We start from the raw sequence: 17411 nt of genomic DNA on the forward strand, positions 1-17411 counted from the left end.
TTCTATTCTCGCGGCACCGTGGACATGAGGCTCAGTCATGGCCACAACACAACCTCACACAAGGAGGCGCGCATGCGCTTCAGACACAGAGTCGCGGCCCTCGTCGCGTGTCTGTCACTCCCGCTGGCCGGACTGGTCGGCCTGGCGAGTCCGGCCCAGGCCGCGACGAGTGCCACGGCCACGTTCAGCAAGACCTCGGACTGGGGCACGGGCTTCGGCGGCAAGTGGACGGTGAAGAACACCGGCACCACGGCCCTCAGCTCCTGGACCGTCGAGTGGGACTTCCCCACCGGCACCAAGGTCACCTCCGCCTGGGACGCCACGGTCACCAACTCCGGCGACCACTGGACCGCCAAGAACGTCGGCTGGAACGGGACGCTCGCCCCCGGCGCCTCGGTCTCCTTCGGCTTCAACGGCAGCGGTCCGGGCTCCCCCTCCAACTGCAAGCTCAACGGCGGCAGCTGCGACGGCGGCTCCGTCCCCGGTGACTCCGCGCCCTCCGCGCCCGGCACCCCCACCGCCTCGGACATCACCGACACCTCGGTGAAACTGTCCTGGTCGGCGGCGACCGACGACAAGGGCGTCAAGAACTACGACGTCCTGCGCGACGGCGCCAAGGTCGCCACCGTCACCGGCACCACCTACACCAACACCGGCCTGACCAAGGGCACCGACTACTCGTACACGGTCCAGGCCCGCGACACCGCCGACCAGACCGGCCCGGTCAGCGGCGCGGTCGCCGTCCGCACGACCGGCGGCGGGGGCGGCAACCCGGACCCGGGCGGCGAGGTCAAGCTCGGCTACTTCACCAACTGGGGCGTCTACGGGCGCAACTACCACGTGAAGAACCTGGTCACCTCCGGCTCCGCCGAGAAGATCACGCACATCAACTACGCCTTCGGCAACGTGCAGGGCGGCAAGTGCACCATCGGTGACGCCTACGCCGACTACGACAAGGCCTACACCGCCGACCAGTCCGTCGACGGCAAGGCCGACACCTGGGACCAGCCCCTGCGCGGCAACTTCAACCAGCTGCGCAAGCTGAAGGCGCAGTACCCGCACATCAAGGTGCTGTGGTCCTTCGGCGGCTGGACCTGGTCCGGCGGCTTCCCCGACGCCGTGAAGAACCCGGCCGCCTTCGCGAAGTCCTGCCACGACCTGATCGAGGACCCGCGCTGGGCCGACGTCTTCGACGGCATCGACCTGGACTGGGAGTACCCGAACGCCTGCGGACTGAGCTGTGACACCACCAGCGGCCCGAACGCCTTCAGCAACATGATGAAGGCCATGCGCGCCGAGTTCGGCCAGGACTACCTGGTCACCGCGGCCGTCACCGCCGACGCCTCCGACGGCGGCAAGATCGAGGCCGCCGACTACGGCACCGCCGCGCCGTACATCGACTGGTACAACGTGATGACGTACGACTTCTTCGGCGCCTGGGCGAAGAACGGGCCGACCGCCCCGCACTCGCCGCTGACGTCGTACCCCGGCATCCCGCAGCAGGGCTTCAACTCCGCCGAGGCCATCGCGAAGTTCAAGGCCACGGGCGTGCCTGCCGACAAGCTGCTCCTCGGCATCGGGTTCTACGGCCGCGGCTGGACCGGCGTCACCCAGTCCGCGCCCGGCGGCACGGCGACCGGACCGGCGACCGGCACGTACGAGGCGGGCATCGAGGACTACAAGGTCCTCAAGAACAGCTGCCCCGCCACCGGCACCGTCGCCGGCACCGCCTACGCCCACTGCGGCAGCAACTGGTGGTCCTACGACACTCCGGCCACCGTCAAGTCGAAGATGGACTGGGCCGAGCAGCAGAAGCTCGGCGGGGCCTTCTTCTGGGAGTTCAGCGGTGACACCGCCAACGGCGAGCTGGTGAGCGCCATCGACAGCGGTCTGAAGTAGAACCGCTGAGACCCTCTAAGCGACATTGACGCTCCCCCAGACTCCGTCCGGGGGGACCCCCAACCAGCGAGTGAACGTGGCTACGCCACGTTCACTCGCTGACCGGGCGGGGCTGCCTCCAGCCACGCGAGGAATCCGGTCAGCGCGTCTTCGCTCATCGCCAGTTCGAGCCGGGTGCCCCGGTGCAGACAGGCCAGGACCACGGCGTCGGAGAGCAACGCCAGCTCCTCCTCGCCGTCGGGCACCCGGCGGCCGGCCACCTCGATCGCGGAGCGTTCCAGGACGCGGCGGGGGCGCGGGGAGTACGAGAAGACGCGGTACCACTCGACCCGGTCGCCGTTGTAGCGGGCGACGCCGTAGGACCAGCCCTTGCCGCCGGTGTCACCCTCCTTGGGGGCGTCCCAGCGCAGGGAGCAGTCGAAGGTGCCGCCCGAACGCTGGATCAGCCGACGGCGCAGACCGAAGACGAAGAGCCCGATCACCACCAGGGCGACGGCGATTCCGCACACAGTCAGAGCGAGGACCATCGACACCGACCTCCTCGTCTCCTAGGTAACGGAACGGAAAAAACACCCGGATCTGCCTCAGCCGCGGCCGGGTCCGGATTGCTCCGGTCCCAGCCGCGGCTGAGTCACGTCATAGCACAGCGCCGTCGATCAGCGCCCCGCCGCCGCGCGCAGTCGGACGTCCGCGCGGCGCTCGGCGTGGGCGTCGCCCTCCGCCTTCGCGCGCTCGAGCTCCCGCTCCGCACGCTGGACGTCGATCTCGTCCGACAGCTCGGCGATCTCGGCCAGCAGGGACAGCTTGTTGTCGGCGAACGAGATGAAACCGCCGTGCACCGCGGCGACGACCGTCCCACCGTCACTCGTACGAATGGTCACCGGGCCCGACTCCAGCACACCGAGCAGCGGCTGGTGACCGGGCATGACGCCGATGTCGCCGGACGTGGTGCGCGCGACGACCAGGGTGGCCTCGCCGGACCAGACCTCTCGGTCGGCCGCGACCAGCGCGACGTGCAGATCAGCAGCCAAGGTGGCTCCTCGGGTCACCACCCGGCGGGAGAGCCGGGTGTTGGTTACAAGTCTAAGGGGCGTGACGGAGGGGGCGGGACGCGCCCGCCCCCTCCGGTGTGAGCCGTGGGGCTCACCACGAGCGCGAGGCTCAGGAGACGCCGAGCTCCTTGGCGTTCTTCTTCAGGTCCTCGATGCCACCGCACATGAAGAACGCCTGCTCCGGGAAGTGGTCGTACTCGCCGTCGCAGATCGCGTTGAACGCGGTGATCGACTCATCCAGCGGCACGTCCGAGCCGTCCACGCCGGTGAACTGCTTGGCGACGTGGGTGTTCTGGGACAGGAAGCGCTCCACGCGGCGGGCACGCTGGACGACCAGCTTGTCCTCCTCGCCGAGCTCGTCGATACCGAGGATCGCGATGATGTCCTGCAGGTCCTTGTACTTCTGCAGGATGTTCTTCACGCGCATCGCGGCCTGGTAGTGGTCCGCCGCGATGTACCGCGGGTCGAGGATGCGGGACGTCGAGTCCAGCGGGTCCACGGCCGGGTAGATGCCCTTCTCGGAGATCGGACGGGAGAGCACCGTCGTCGCGTCGAGGTGGGCGAAGGTGGTGGCCGGGGCCGGGTCGGTCAGGTCGTCCGCGGGGACGTAGATCGCCTGCATCGAGGTGATCGAGTGACCACGGGTCGAGGTGATGCGCTCCTGGAGGAGACCCATCTCGTCGGCCAGGTTCGGCTGGTAGCCCACCGCGGAGGGCATGCGGCCGAGCAGGGTCGACACCTCGGAGCCCGCCTGGGTGAAGCGGAAGATGTTGTCGATGAAGAACAGCACGTCCTGCTTCTGGACGTCGCGGAAGTACTCGGCCATGGTCAGGCCGGCCAGCGCGACGCGCAGACGGGTGCCCGGCGGCTCGTCCATCTGACCGAAGACCAGCGCGGTCTTGTCGATGACGCCGGACTCGCTCATCTCGTCGATGAGGTCGTTGCCCTCACGGGTGCGCTCACCGACACCGGCGAACACGGAGACACCGTCGTGGTTGTTGGCGACGCGGTAGATCATCTCCTGGATGAGCACCGTCTTGCCGACGCCGGCGCCGCCGAACAGACCGATCTTGCCGCCCTTGACGTACGGGGTCAGCAGGTCGATGACCTTGACGCCGGTCTCGAACATCTCGGTCTTCGACTCGAGCTCGTCGAAGTTGGGCGCCTTGCGGTGGATCGGCCAGCGCTCACCGTCGTACTGCTCGTCGACGTTCAGCACCTCACCGAGGGTGTTGAACACCTTGCCCTTGGTGAAGTCGCCGACGGGGACGGCGATGGCCGAGCCCGTGTCGGTCACCGGGGCCTGGCGGACCAGACCGTCGGTGGGCTGCATCGAGATGGTGCGGACCAGGCCGTCGCCCAGGTGCTGGGCGACTTCCAGGGTCAGGGTCTTGAGCTGACCCTCCTGGGCCGGGTCGGCGACCTCGACGTGCAGCGCGTTGTAGATGTCCGGCATCGCGTCGACGGGGAACTCCACGTCGACGACCGGGCCGATGACGCGCGCGACGCGGCCGGCGGCCACGCCCGACGCAGCGGTCGGCTCAACAGTGGTGGTCATTAGTTGTCACTCCCCGCGGTCGCGTCGGCCAGGGCGCTGGCGCCACCGACGATCTCGCTGATTTCCTGGGTGATTTCGGCCTGGCGGGCCGCGTTGGCAAGACGGGAGAGCGTGTTGATCAGCTCACCCGCGTTGTCGGTGGCCGACTTCATCGCGCGCCGCGTGGCGGCGTGCTTGGAGGCGGCCGACTGGAGCAGCGCGTTGTAGATGCGGCTCTCCACGTAGCGGGGCAGCAGGGCGTCGAGGACGTCCTCCGCGGACGGCTCGAAGTCGTACAGCGGAAGGATCTCGTCCTTCGCCGTGGACTCCTGCGCGACCTCTTCGAGGCTCAGCGGCAGCAGCCGGGAGTCGGCCGCCGTCTGCGTCATCATCGAGACGAACTCGGTGTAGACGATGTGGAGCTCGTCCACGCCGCCCTCCGCCGTCTCCTTCTCGATGGCCTCGATCAGCGGCGCCGCCACCTTCTTGGCGTCCGCGTACGAGGGCTCGTCGGTGAAGCCCGCGAACGACTCCGCGACCTTGCGCTCACGGAAGTTGTAGTGGGCCAGACCGCGGCGGCCGACGATGTACGTGTCGACCTCCCTGCCCTCGCGCTCGAGGCGCTCGGTGAGCCGCTCCGCCGCCTTGATGGCATTGGAGTTGAAGGCGCCGGCCAGACCGCGGTCGCTCGTGAGGAGCAGGACCGCGGCACGGGTCGGGTTCTCCGCCTCCGTGGTGAGCGGGTGCTTCGTGTTCGACCCGGTCCCGACCGCCGTGACCGCGCGGGTGAGTTCCTGCGCGTACGGCGTGGAGGCCGCCACCTTGCGCTGCGCCTTGACGACGCGCGAGGCGGCGATCATCTCCATCGCCTTGGTGATCTTCTTGGTCGCGGTGACGGATCGGATGCGACGCTTGTAGACCCGGAGCTGGGCTCCCATGAGTCAGGTCCCTTCCTTACGTCACTTGGCGGCGGACGGGGCGTCCTCGCCGAGCAGCCTGCCGTCCGAGGTCTCGAACTGCTTCTTGAACGACGCGATCGCCTCGGCGACGGCCTGCAGGGTGTCGTCGGACATCTTGCCGCCCTCCTTGATGGAGGTCATGAGGCCCTGCTCCTGGCGGTGCAGGTACTCCAGCAGCTCCTTCTCGAAGCGGCTGATGTCGGCGACGGGCACCTCGTCCATCTTGCCGGTGGTGCCGGCCCAGACGGAGACGACCTGGTCCTCGGTGGCCATCGGCTGGTACTGGTCCTGCTTCAGCAGCTCGACCATGCGCTGACCGCGCTCCAGCTGCGCCTTCGACGCGGCGTCCAGGTCGGAACCGAAGGCGGCGAACGCCTCCAGCTCACGGAACTGGGCGAGGTCGACGCGGAGCCGGCCGGAGACCTGCTTCATGGCCTTGTGCTGGGCGGAGCCACCGACGCGGGAGACCGAGATACCGACGTTCAGGGCCGGACGCTGGCCGGCGTTGAACAGGTCGGACTCCAGGAAGCACTGGCCGTCGGTGATGGAGATGACGTTGGTCGGGATGAACGCCGACACGTCGTTGGCCTTGGTCTCGACGATCGGCAGACCGGTCATCGAACCGGCGCCCATGTCGTCGGAGAGCTTGGCGCAGCGCTCCAGCAGACGGGAGTGCAGGTAGAAGACGTCACCCGGGTAGGCCTCGCGGCCCGGCGGGCGGCGCAGCAGCAGCGACACGGCGCGGTAGGCGTCGGCCTGCTTCGACAGGTCGTCGAAGATGATCAGGACGTGCTTGCCCTCGTACATCCACTGCTGGCCGATGGCCGAGCCGGTGTACGGCGCCAGGTACTTGAAGCCGGCCGGGTCGGACGCCGGGGCGGCCACGATGGTCGTGTACTCCAGCGCGCCGTTCTCCTCCAGCGCGCGGCGGACCGACGCGATGGTGGAGCCCTTCTGGCCGATGGCGACGTAGATGCAGCGGACCTGCTTGTTCGGGTCGCCGGTGCGCCAGTTGTCGCGCTGGTTGATGATCGTGTCGACGGCCAGGGCGGTCTTGCCGGTCTGGCGGTCGCCGATGATCAGCTGGCGCTGGCCGCGGCCGATCGGGGTCATGGCGTCGACGGCCTTGTAGCCCGTCTCCATCGGCTCGTGCACCGACTTGCGCTGCATGACCGTGGGGGCCTGCAGTTCGAGGGCGCGGCGGCCCTCGGTCTCGATCTCGCCGAGGCCGTCGATCGGGTTGCCGAGGGGGTCGACCACGCGGCCGAGGTAGCCCTCGCCCACGGCGACCGACAGGACCTCGCCGGTGCGGCTGACCGGCTGGCCCTCCTCGATACCGCTGAACTCACCGAGGGCGACGACACCGATCTCGCGCTCCTCGAGGTTGAGGGCGAGGCCGAGGGTGCCGTCCTCGAACTTCAGCAGTTCGTTGGCCATGGCCGAGGGCAGGCCCTCGACCTTCGCGATGCCGTCGCCGGCAAGGGTGACCGTACCGACCTCCTCGCGCGAGGCCGCGTCCGGCTTGTACGACTGGACGAAGTTCTCCAGTGCGTCCCGGATCTCCTCCGGCCGGATCGTGAGCTCCGCCATCTGAGTTCCCTGCTCTCCTTGTTGGGCCCGAAGTTTCACTTGGGGGGTATTCCACGAGTCGGGGACTCCCCCCAATAAGAGGTGAATCCTCTGCACGGCCCAACCAGGGCCGTCGTAAGTACGTACTGCTTGCTGTGCTGTTGTCGCGCGGGGAGTCAGCTCGCCATGCGGCGGCCGGCCTCCTCCAGACGGTCCGCGATGGAACCGTTGATGACCTCGTCACCGACCTGCACCCGGATGCCTCCGACGACCTCGGGGTCCACGTCGAGGTTGAGGTGCATCGGGCGGCCGTAGACCTTCGCGAGGGCGGCGCCGAGGCGCTGCTTCTGCGTGTCGCTCAGCGGCACCGCGGAGGTGACCACGGCGACCATCCGGTCCCGCCGGTCGGCGGCGAGCTTGGACAGGGACTCGAGTCCCGTCTCCAGGCTACGTCCCCGCGGCGCGGTCACAAGACGCGTGACCAGACGGACGGTGCTCGCGTCCGCACGGCTGCCGAGCAGGCTGCGCAGCAGCTCGCCCTTGGCCGCGGTGGAGGCGGAGCGGTTGGTCAGCGCGGCGCGCAGCTCGGTGTTCGAGGACACGATCCGGCCGAACCGGAACAGCTCGTCCTCGACGTTGTCGAGCCGGCCCGCCTTCTGGGCCGCGGTGAGGTCGGCGGTGTTCGCCAGCTCCTCCAGCGCGTCCACCAGGTCGCGGGACTGCGACCAGCGGGAGCGCACCATACCGGCCACCAGGTCGACGGCGGGGCCGCTGACCTGGGTGCCGAGGAGGCGCTGGGCAAGATCGGCCTTGGCCTCGCCGGCCTGCGCCGGGTCGGTCAGGACCCGACGCAGCGACACCTCGCGGTGGAGCAGCGCGGTGACGGCGGCCAGCTCGTCGGCGAGCGAGCCGGCGTCCACGGACGTGGAGTCCGTCAGCGCGTCGAGACGCTCGCGTGCGGCAGCCAGGGCCTCGCGGCTCGCTCCGTTCATCGGGTCGCCTCTGCCTTCGTCGCCTTGTCGTCCAGCTCGTCCAGGAAGCGGTCGATGACGCGGCTCTGGCGGGCGTGGTCCTCCAGGGACTCGCCGACGAGCTTGCCGGCCAGGTCGGTGGCCAGCTTGCCGACGTCCTGGCGCAGCGCGGACGCCGCGGCCTTGCGGTCGGCCTGGATCTGGGCGTGACCGGCGGCGATGATCTCCTCACGCTGCCGCTGGCCTTCCGCGCGCATCTCGGCGATGAGCGTGGCGCCCTGCTCCTGCGCCTCCTGGCGCAGGCGCGCGGCCTCGTGACGGGCCTCGGCGAGCTGGGCCTTGTACTGCTCAAGGACGCTCTGGGCCTCGGTCTGCGCGGCCTCGGCCTTCTCGATACCGCCCTCGATGGCCTCGCGACGCTCTTCCAGAACCTTGTTGATGTTCGGGAGCAGCTTCTTGGCGAGGAAGCCGAAGACGATGACGAAAGCGATGAGGCCGATGACGACTTCCGGCCACGGCGGGATGAGGGGGTTCTCCTTCTCACCCTCAGCCGCCAGAAGTACCAGGGCGGAGTTCACATCAGTGCCTTTCGTCGAAAGGGTCGGTCGTCAGCTCGTCTTAGTAGACGAACGGCATGACGAGACCGATGAGGGCGAGCGCCTCACAGAAGGCGAAGCCCAGGATCTGGTTGGCGCGGATCAGACCGGCCGCCTCGGGCTGGCGGGCGAGGGCCTGGGTGCCGTTACCGAAGATGATGCCAACGCCGACGCCCGGGCCGATGGCCGCGAGACCGTATCCGACGGAACCGAGGTCACCGGTGACAGCAGCAAGGTTGGACATGCTTGTTCTTCCTTCTCTTTACGGACCGGTGGGGGTTGGCCACCGGACGACTGGGGTTGCGAGGAGCGGGCTGCTCAGTGGTGCTCGGCGAGCGCACCCTGGATGAAGGTGCACGTCAGCAGGACGAACACGTAGGCCTGAACCGCCTGAATGAAGAGTTCGAAGGCGGTCATGACGATGACCATCACGAACGAGACACCGGCGTAGGCGATACCAATGCCGTTGAGCATGTACCAGCTGGCGATCGTGAACAGCAGGAGCAGCGTGTGACCCGCGAACATGTTCGCGAAGAGCCGGACGGCGTGCGTGAACGGGCGGACGATCAGGTTCGAGAAGAACTCGATCGTCATGGCCAGCGGGAGCACCGGGCCGAGCGACTTGTCGTAGCCCGTCACGTTCTTGAAGAAGCCGACGAAGCCGTGCCGCTTGAAGGTGAGCGAGACCCACAGGATGTAGACGATCGCTGCCATGCCGGCGGGGTAGGCGATGATCGAGGTCACCGGGAACTGGGCGACCGGGATGATCGACCAGAGGTTCATCATCCAGATGAAGAAGAAGAGCGAGACGACGAGCGGGACGTACTTCTCGCCTTCCTTCTTGCCGATGGTCTCGTAGACGACACCACGGCGGATGAAGTCGTAGCCGGCCTCGGCGACCATCTGGAGCTTGCCGGGCACGACCTTCGGCTTGTTGAACGCCGCCCAGAAGAAGCCCACGATGATGATCGAACCGAGCAGGGCCAGCAGCATCGGCTTGTTGAAGTACATGCCGTTGCCGTCTGCGTTGCCCCAGAGCGGCTCGAAGAGGAACGAGTGCAGGCCGGGAGCCGGGAAGCCACACCCGTCGAACAGGTGGCAGTCGGTCTCGAAGGCGAGCACCTGCGTCGGGTCAGCACTCACCGCGGGCTCCTTCATCGTGGCGCATGGGTACGGCAACCTCGTTGTGTCGGCGCGGCGCGGGGCCGCAGTTCGGCACGGGACTGGTGTTACGGATGTGGGGGCGGCTGTGGGGCATCTCGCCTCGCGATTGAGCAGGCGTCAGCTGGGATGCCCGCGCCCGCGATGCCGCAGTTGGCACCGGACGATAGCAGGACTTCACATGCCTCTTTATCCCGGCCCTACCCCTCACGACGAGTGGCCCGTCTTCTCGGGCTTGTCGCTCGAGGATTCGGGCTCGACGTAGAGGATCTTGGCCTTCATGTGGGCCCGCGTCTGGGCGGCGATCCACGTGAGTGTGACGACGACCAGGGTGATCGCGAAGGACCGGGGGTTGAACAGCGTCGTGTTCTTGAACGCGGCGAGGAAGACGAACAGCAGCAGGATCTGTGCCGCGTAGAGCATCAGGCCCATCGCCTGGAAAAGGTGCGGAAGTGACTTCGCCGTGCGCTGCAGGACGTAGAGCCCGATCCCCATGAAGAGCATCGCCACCACGGTCGCGACGACGGCTCCGACCGCGCCCTTGCCGCCGGCGGCCACGGCGCTGACGACGGCGGCTACTGCGCCGACGGCAGCCGTGGGCACGGCAGCCTGAAGCAAGGTCCGGACGTCATTGGACGGCATGGCGGCAACTCCGCTTTTCACAGGGGGCAGGGTGTCGTCATGGACGAGCGTAGTCCCGGGCCGAACTGAGTCCTCACGCCCAAGAGACCGTCGCACTACGGTCCTTAGGCTCTACCCGGGGGTTCTCGTGAACCGTATCACAAACTATTTGATGAGGTCTTTACCTGTGGGTGTGCTTGCTGTCACACATGAGAGTGACAGTGCGCGTCTGTGCAATCACTGGGCCCACTTGTCTGGTAATGGGGCGATTCGCTCCACCACGACTTGGCAATGCTCTAGTCAGATTCTTACCTTGCGCGCGAACGGGGTCCGATGGCGGTGGCCCCGTTGACGCCCGAGACACCCGCGGCGACCGGCACCCGCTCCTCGGCGGCCTCGTCCGCGACCACCGCCGCCTCCGCGGCCTCCGTCTCCGCCCCGGCCCTCCGGCGCCGGTAGCGGGGCGGCACGAACCGCTCGGCCCAGCGCGGGGCGCGCGGCGTGAAGCGCGGCAACAGGAGCAGGACCAGGCCGATCGCGCTGAGGAAGACCACACCCAGCACGATCCACATCGACGCGGCGTTCACGGAGTAGGCGAGCGCCCCGAAGGCGATCAGCGCCGAGAAGAAGTACATGATCAGCACCGCGCGGCTGTGCGAGTGGCCGATCTCCAGCAGCCGGTGGTGCAGGTGCCCGCGGTCCGCCGCGAACGGCGACTGGCCGCGCCAGGTGCGCCGGACGATCGCCAGGATCAGGTCGGCGGCCGGGATGGCGATGATGGTCAGCGGCATCAGGAGCGGGATGTAGACCGGCACCATCTGGTGCACGGTGTTGCGCTCGGAGCCGGAGAAGAGCTTCAGCACATCCGGGTCGATCTGCCCAGTCGCCGAGATGGCGCCCGCCGCCAGTACCAGGCCGATCAGCATCGAACCGGAGTCACCCATGAAGATCCGGGCAGGGTGCATGTTGTGCGGCAGGAAGCCCAGGCACATGCCCATGAGGATCGCAGCGAAAAGCGTGGCAGGGGCCGCCGCTTCGATGTTGTAGCCGAACCAGATGCGATAGGCGTACAGGAAGAACGCACATGCCGCGATGCACACCATGCCCGCCGCGAGGCCGTCGAGGCCGTCCACGAAGTTGACCGCGTTGATGGTGATGACCACCAGCGCCACCGTCAGCAGGGTGCCCTGCCACTGGGTGAGCGCCACCGTGCCGATGCCGGGCAGCGGGATCCACAGGATGGTCAGACCCTGCACCACCATCACGCCGGCGGCGATCATCTGCCCGCCCAGCTTGATCAGGGCGTCGATCTCGAACTTGTCGTCCAGGACGCCGATCAGCCAGATCAGGGCGGCGCCGGAGAGCAGGGCGCGCGGTTCGTTGGACTTCTCGAAGACCTCACTGAGGTTGGTGAGGTGGTCGGCGACCAGCAGGCCCGCGCACAGCCCGAAGAACATGGCGATCCCGCCGAGCCGCGGAGTGGGTTCCCGGTGCACGTCGCGTGCCCGGATCTCCGGCATCGCCCCTGCCACGATCGCGAACTTCCGTACCGGCCCTGTCAGCAGATACGTCACCGCGGCCGTGATGCAGAGCGTCAGCAGGTATTCACGCACAGATATGCCCCACGAGTTCCGGTAGCCGACCTCAAGCTCACACAATAAACCCCTGCTCCTGCCGGGGACCTGCGAGCGCTCGGAAAGGGACAGCCCTGTCACCGTATGCGGACACTCGGTTCCGGTTCAGCGTCGCAGGGCCTCCACGGGCTGGATGCCAGCCGCCCGCCACGCCGGGTAGAGCCCGGCGACGACACCGGTGACCAGTCCGATGACGGGAGCGAGAGCGACCGTAAGCGGGTGGATGACAGGCGTCCAGTCATTGATAACAGCCACAGCAATCACGGTGGCGGCACCCAGGCTGGTGCCGATGAGCCCGCCAAGCGCTCCGAGGGTTCCCGCCTCAGTAAGGAACTGCAGGGTGATGTGGCGCCCTCGAGCCCCCAGGGCCCGGCGCAGACCAATCTCCCCGGCGCGCTCCAGCACCGCCACCAGGGTCGTGTTGGCAATGCCCACGGATCCGATGACCAGAGAGATCGCGGCGAGGACGAGGAAGGCCTGACGCAGATCCGCGGTGACAGAGCCGCGCAGGGCCTTGGGAGCGGCCGGGGGAACAGCTTTGAGATATTCGGGGTGGTCCGGGCGCAGCGCGGTGGGGGCCTCGTGGGCGATCTGGGTGGCAGCGCCCCGCTGGGTGGAGATGAGCATCTTCGCTGCATTTGTCTCCGGCGGCCCCCATATCCGCTCCGCGGTGCTGCTCGGGACCACCACGGACAGGAGGAGGTCAGCCTTGCGTCGGACGTCATCCACGATGCCGATAACGGTGAACGGCTCGTCGCGGATGAAGACGGCGGGCTGGGTGTCGAGACGGGAGATACCGAGCCGGGCGGCCGTTCCCGAGCCGAGGACTGCGACCCTGGCCGCCGAGTCCTCGTGGTAGCCGTCGTAGACGCGACCCTGCGCAAGCGTGGGCAGCGCCGCTCGCAGCACCCCCGGTGAGGCAGCGACGACCTCGGTCCGCTCACCGTCCTTCGCTGTTCCCACGGGGGCGGACCGCACGGTCAGGGGACTTTCGGCCCGTACGTTCCAGTACACGCCCGCATGCTCGACCCCGTTGAGGGCCTCAATGCGCACGTCCGCGTCGTCGGGGAAGGCGGGGCCAGCCAACTCGTCGTGTTCGGCTGCGACGTCCTCAACCGTCACCTCGGTCGCCGTGAACCGATTGAAACGGGAGTCGATCTGGGACGAGGCCGTGGAGGTGATCCCGAGGATGGCCACAAAGGTGCCCATGGCGAGAACCGTGCCGAGCGCGGTCAGCGCGGAACGAGCGGGACGCTGCAGCATCCCCGCCAGCGCCTCCCCGAAGAGGTCACGGGTGTCGAACCTCGACGGCATGACGGAAAGCGGGGTAGGTCGGCTCCTCTTCACGCGCTCTCCTGTCGCTGCTCTCCGACCGGGGCTGGCGGTTCGGCCCGCACGGACGGTTCGTGGCGTCCAAGTTCTCCGCGGTGATAGTCCGCAACGCGGTCGGCGGGCGGTCCTGGCGGGTGCTCGGTGAGGAGACCATCGCGGATGGAGAGAGTGCGCGCGCCGTGTGCGGCTACGCCCGGGTCGTGCGTGATCACGACGAGAGTCATGCCGTCGCGGTTCAGTTCGTCCAGGACCGCGAGGACGCCGTCTGCCGTGGCCGAGTCCAGATTTCCCGTCGGCTCGTCACACAGCAGCAGGGAGGGGCCCGCGGCCAGCGCACGCGCGATGGCAACGCGCTGTCTCTCCCCTCCGGACAGCCGGGTGGGCAGCGCGTGCGCGCGGTGGACGAGCCCCACCCGCTCCAGCGCCTCACCCGCCCGCCGGGCACGCTCTCCGCGCGAGGTGCGGTTGTAGACCATGGCCAGCACGACGTTCTCCAGAGCACTGCGGTGCGGGAGCAGGTGGAAGGACTGGAAGACGAAGCCGATGGCTCGGCCCCGCAGGGCCGCGCGGTCTCTCTCCCGCAGCCGGGCCGTGTCCACCCCGTCCAGCAGATAGGTGCCCCGCGTGGGTACGTCCAGAAGACCGGCGACATTCAAGAAGGTGGACTTGCCCGAGCCGGACGGACCGACCACGGTCACGAACTCACCGCGCCGTACGACCACGTCGCACCGGCACAGTGCTGTCACCGGCGGCGGTCCGGGATACGTCCGCTCGACTCCGCAGAATTCCATCACAGGGGCGTCGGGCGCCGCGGGGACGTCCGTGGCCGGTGGGGACGGATCCTGATGCCCGGTGGCCGCCAGCCGGCCGAGCCACCTCATACGCCACCACCCTCCGGGTCGCCGCCCGTCCCGTACGGCTTCTCAGCACTCGCGGCGCCGCGGTCATCACGTATCCCCGTGACCACCCGGTCGCCCTTCTCCAAGCGCCCGCCACCGACAGGGACGACCTCGACGGAGCCGTCGCCATCCGTGCCGGTCCTGACCTCCACACGGCGTCGGCGATCAGCGCCGTCCGCGACGGTCACGGTGGTCCTGCCGTCGGCCCCAGCGGACACGGCGGTGACCGGCACCACCAGTGCCCGGCCATCGGTGGATGCGGCCTCGATGGTCAACCGGACGTTTTCTCCGACAAGTTGACCGTCCAGGGCCTCGTCCGGTTCCACCACCATCAGATAGCCGCGGGGGGAGTCGGTGCCCTGGCCGCTCTGGTCCGCGGCGCCACTGGACACATCCACCCCGCCCTGGTTCGGGGAGTCGGCGACGGACCTGACCCTCCCAGGCACGGCCAACGATCTGCTCTCCGAACGGATCTCCACTGGCTGCCCAGCCCTGACCAAACCATTCTGGTGGTCCTGGAGGTATCCGTGGACCTCCAGCCTGCCAGCGGACAGAGTCATCACGGACTCGTCCGGCTGGGAACCGACCACAGCTGTGATCCGATCGACTCTGGCCGGGAAGTCCGAGAGGAAGACCACCTCGCTCGCGGGCAGCATCGGTCCGGAGGCGGCCCGCACTTCCTCCAGTTCCCGCTGCGCGTCCGCCAGGTCCTCCGCGGCTCGCTCCACGGCTCGTCGCCCGTCACCGCTCGCCCCGATCTGCCACGCGTCCGTCGCACCTGAGGCGGCGGTACCGTTCGCCTTGGTACCGCCCGCCTCGGAACCGTCTGAAGCGGATGAGTTTTCTGGCTGGGGGGTACGGGCCACGTCCCGGGCGTCCTCCAGGTTTCTCGTTGCCTGTTTCACCGCCTTCTCGGCGGCCTGTAGGCCCTCACCGTCGTCATCCGTCGCCTGCACCGACTCGTACCCCAGGGAGGAGTACAAGGACCGCAGCGCCGTCTTGGTGCCGGCCCCGAAGTGCCCCGCGGTGTCGGCGCCGGTCCCGTGGCCGGAGGCCCTCAGCGCACGCTGGAGCTGGGCCACGTCCTCCCCCTCGGCGCCGGGCCGCAGGTCCCGGTAGACGGGGAGCGCGCCCTTGAGGGTGAACACCGGGCGGCCGGAAACCTCCATGAGGAGTTGTCCAGCCTGGACCGAGCTCCCCGCCTTCACGGGGATCTTCGTCACCACCGGAGCGACCACTCCCTCCTGATCGCTCGCCGCCGGCGTCACCGACACGGACTGGTCGGCGGTGACGGTACCGCGCAGCACGACAGTATTCTTCAACGTTCGCCACTCCACCGGTGCGGTGAGCACATCGGGAGCGGGCGCCTGCGAGTCCGCCACCACCTGGGCCGGAGACTTGATCATCTGACCTGCAGCCACACCGCTCAGACCAAGCAGCAGTGCCCCGACGGCGACAGCGGCAAGCCAGCTGCGACGTCGCTTCAGGTCAGAGCGGACGGTTTGCGTCCCGGGCCCATGTTCCGCGTCCTGCGGACTCCCGGAGATGTCGTCGGCCCCTTCCGCGCTCCCCGTTCCGCCCCGCGAGCCCATCCCCGTCTCCATCCGGCCCCGCCCCCTGTTTCTACTCCGCCGACTGTCCGCTGATCAGTGAATTCGCATAGCGAAGACGGTCCCGGCTCTGCTCCTGGTACTTGGTAAGGGTTTCGACGTTCTCGTCGACTGCTAGTTTCTGGTAGGCCGATTCCACTGAGAACCAAACCCCCACCAGATTGAGCTTTTCCTTGCACTGGACGTCCAGTACGGCCGCCTTCGTCGCGACATCGCCGGACGGATCGTCCGCGACACCGAGGTCTTCCAGCGGGCTCACAGGGTCGTTGACGCTGTAGCCGCCGTCACCCATACACGCCTGCCACTTCTTGATGATTTCGGTGACGCGGGGATCAGTACGCGACTTCATGTAGGCGTCGCGCTCCAGCGTCTGTGCGAACGAAACGTCAATCATTCCCTTTGTCGGAGCGTAAAGCTTCAGGTATGACTCCCTGGAGCAGCCTCCCACTGGAACAGTGTCGCCCTTCTTCCCACCCGCCTCCGCTTCTTCCTGGGTTTCGGGAAGGGAATTGGGATCAATGTCGTCCGGGCCGTTCAGTACGACGAGCATCGCCGGTTCGAGTTCTCGGTCGTCGTTCCGGTCGGTGGGCGGAACCTCGGGGTTCGCATATCCGTACCGTTCTGCGTTCGCGGCCTCGGAGAGGCCGTAACGGCGTGCGGTTCCCGACTCGTTATCCGTCGACGGGGTGTCCGAAATTTCGTAGGTGAAGCCGAAGCGCCGCATGCATTGCTGAGTTAGGACTTCCTGCGCGTTCGACAGTGTTCGAACCTCGCCATCCGTCAGCGTGTACGACTGCATCGGATATTTAAGGTCGGCAGACCGAGTGACCTGTGGCGGGGTGCCGACCTCGGGCAGCCGTGATGAGGCCGCCCCGTCCACCGAGTCCTCCGAACCGGAACATCCGGCCAGCAGCAGCCCGGTGGCCAGGACCAGGAACCCGACGGATCTCGGATACACCGTCCCGATGTTTGCAACAGCCATGGAATTCTCCAGAGAGGAAAGAACGGGGCCGCCCCACCGGCAGGTGGGGCGGCCCCATTTCACGCGTCACGCACCCGCCAGGCCGAGATTCCGATCAGGCGAAGTTGTAGGCCGAAGAGATGCTGTTAGTGAAGTTCGACGAAGTGTCGCCCTTGTGGCCCGCGGGGACCCAACCGTGAACACCGCCCCGGAACGAGTTGGTGTAGACGTGCCAGGTCCTGGAAGAGCGGTTCCAATAGGACATCGTGTTGTCGTTCGGGGAGATGCTGGTCTGGCGGGCGTAATCCATCGGGCTGAAGTTCGGGATGTTCGTCTCTGGGTCGAAGATGTAGCTCGACTGCGACTTGAGGTAGTAGAAACACGAGTCACCGGACTCGCAGTACCCGTTACCACTGGTCGCGGCACTCGCGGTACCCGAGAAGAGTCCGACGGCACCCAGGACCATCGCCGTGGCCATTGCAGACCGAATTGAACGCTTGAAGTTCATTCCTGCCTCTCACTCACGGAAGTACGGGCCTTATCGACCCGAGGAGAACAGCAGGGGTATGGCGCTTCCACCCCCGTCTTGCGCGTGATCAGCAGATTGTCA

17 protein-coding genes are annotated in these 17411 nt (G+C 67.7%); 1 reads left to right on the forward strand and 16 read right to left on the reverse strand.

Features of this window, described 5'->3' with window-relative positions; genetic code table 11:
- The first annotated feature begins 72 nt into the window (after nucleotides 1–72).
- On the forward strand, nucleotides 73–1899 hold the full coding sequence (locus ACFW01_RS10905) for a glycosyl hydrolase family 18 protein (RefSeq protein WP_384503041.1): 1827 nt from the start codon (nucleotides 73–75) through the stop codon (nucleotides 1897–1899).
- Between the two features lie 80 nt (nucleotides 1900–1979).
- Here the strand turns inward: ACFW01_RS10905 and ACFW01_RS10910 are convergent, their stop codons facing one another.
- The 16 genes from ACFW01_RS10910 to ACFW01_RS10985 all read right to left on the reverse strand — a co-directional run bounded on the left by ACFW01_RS10910 (nucleotide 1980) and on the right by ACFW01_RS10985 (nucleotide 17309).
- Nucleotides 1980–2426, reverse strand: coding sequence for a DUF2550 domain-containing protein (locus ACFW01_RS10910; RefSeq protein ID WP_234960892.1), 447 nt, complete (start codon nucleotides 2424–2426; stop codon nucleotides 1980–1982).
- A gap of 129 nt (nucleotides 2427–2555) precedes the next feature.
- Complete coding sequence (locus tag ACFW01_RS10915) at nucleotides 2556–2930, reverse strand: F0F1 ATP synthase subunit epsilon (RefSeq protein WP_064729863.1); 375 nt, start codon at nucleotides 2928–2930, stop codon at nucleotides 2556–2558.
- Between the two features lie 130 nt (nucleotides 2931–3060).
- Complete coding sequence (gene atpD / locus ACFW01_RS10920) at nucleotides 3061–4509, reverse strand: F0F1 ATP synthase subunit beta (protein WP_234960891.1); 1449 nt, start codon at nucleotides 4507–4509, stop codon at nucleotides 3061–3063.
- Nucleotides 4509–5426: a F0F1 ATP synthase subunit gamma gene (locus ACFW01_RS10925; RefSeq protein WP_234960890.1), complete on the reverse strand. Its 918-nt coding sequence runs from the start codon at nucleotides 5424–5426 to the stop codon at nucleotides 4509–4511. The genes atpD and ACFW01_RS10925 overlap by 1 nt, the downstream gene beginning before the upstream one ends.
- Before the next feature lie 21 nt (nucleotides 5427–5447).
- Nucleotides 5448–7037: a F0F1 ATP synthase subunit alpha gene (gene atpA, locus ACFW01_RS10930; RefSeq protein ID WP_234960889.1), complete on the reverse strand. Its 1590-nt coding sequence runs from the start codon at nucleotides 7035–7037 to the stop codon at nucleotides 5448–5450.
- A gap of 155 nt (nucleotides 7038–7192) precedes the next feature.
- A complete protein-coding gene (locus tag ACFW01_RS10935) occupies nucleotides 7193–8008 on the reverse strand; it encodes a F0F1 ATP synthase subunit delta (protein WP_234960888.1) in 816 nt (271 codons plus the stop codon).
- On the reverse strand, nucleotides 8005–8565 hold the full coding sequence (locus ACFW01_RS10940) for a F0F1 ATP synthase subunit B (protein WP_185832462.1): 561 nt from the start codon (nucleotides 8563–8565) through the stop codon (nucleotides 8005–8007). Before ACFW01_RS10940 ends, ACFW01_RS10935 begins: the two co-directional genes overlap by 4 nt.
- A gap of 40 nt (nucleotides 8566–8605) precedes the next feature.
- Nucleotides 8606–8827, reverse strand: coding sequence for an ATP synthase F0 subunit C (atpE, locus tag ACFW01_RS10945; RefSeq protein WP_004925497.1), 222 nt, complete (start codon nucleotides 8825–8827; stop codon nucleotides 8606–8608).
- 74 nt (nucleotides 8828–8901) lie between these two features.
- Complete coding sequence (atpB, locus tag ACFW01_RS10950; protein ID WP_234960887.1) at nucleotides 8902–9741, reverse strand: F0F1 ATP synthase subunit A; 840 nt, start codon at nucleotides 9739–9741, stop codon at nucleotides 8902–8904.
- A gap of 210 nt (nucleotides 9742–9951) precedes the next feature.
- Nucleotides 9952–10386, reverse strand: coding sequence for a hypothetical protein (locus ACFW01_RS10955; RefSeq protein WP_234960886.1), 435 nt, complete (start codon nucleotides 10384–10386; stop codon nucleotides 9952–9954).
- Nucleotides 10387–10673: 287 nt separating this feature from the next.
- Complete coding sequence (locus ACFW01_RS10960) at nucleotides 10674–11978, reverse strand: MraY family glycosyltransferase (RefSeq protein WP_384503046.1); 1305 nt, start codon at nucleotides 11976–11978, stop codon at nucleotides 10674–10676.
- Between the two features lie 126 nt (nucleotides 11979–12104).
- A complete protein-coding gene (locus ACFW01_RS10965; protein WP_234960884.1) occupies nucleotides 12105–13313 on the reverse strand; it encodes an ABC transporter permease in 1209 nt (402 codons plus the stop codon).
- Between the two features lie 29 nt (nucleotides 13314–13342).
- The gene (locus ACFW01_RS10970) at nucleotides 13343–14122 is read right to left on the reverse strand and encodes an ABC transporter ATP-binding protein (RefSeq protein WP_234960941.1); all 780 of its coding nucleotides are present in this window, start codon (nucleotides 14120–14122) and stop codon (nucleotides 13343–13345) included.
- 86 nt (nucleotides 14123–14208) lie between these two features.
- Entirely contained in the window at nucleotides 14209–15834 is a 1626-nt protein-coding gene (locus tag ACFW01_RS10975; RefSeq protein WP_384503048.1) for a peptidoglycan-binding protein, read from the reverse strand.
- 19 nt (nucleotides 15835–15853) lie between these two features.
- A complete protein-coding gene (locus ACFW01_RS10980) occupies nucleotides 15854–16822 on the reverse strand; it encodes a hypothetical protein (protein ID WP_234960882.1) in 969 nt (322 codons plus the stop codon).
- A gap of 94 nt (nucleotides 16823–16916) precedes the next feature.
- A complete protein-coding gene (locus tag ACFW01_RS10985; protein ID WP_234960881.1) occupies nucleotides 16917–17309 on the reverse strand; it encodes a hypothetical protein in 393 nt (130 codons plus the stop codon).
- Nucleotides 17310–17411 lie beyond the last annotated feature (102 nt).

Source organism: Streptomyces sp. NPDC058985 (genome assembly GCF_042740985.1).
Lineage (GTDB): Bacteria > Actinomycetota > Actinomycetes > Streptomycetales > Streptomycetaceae > Streptomyces.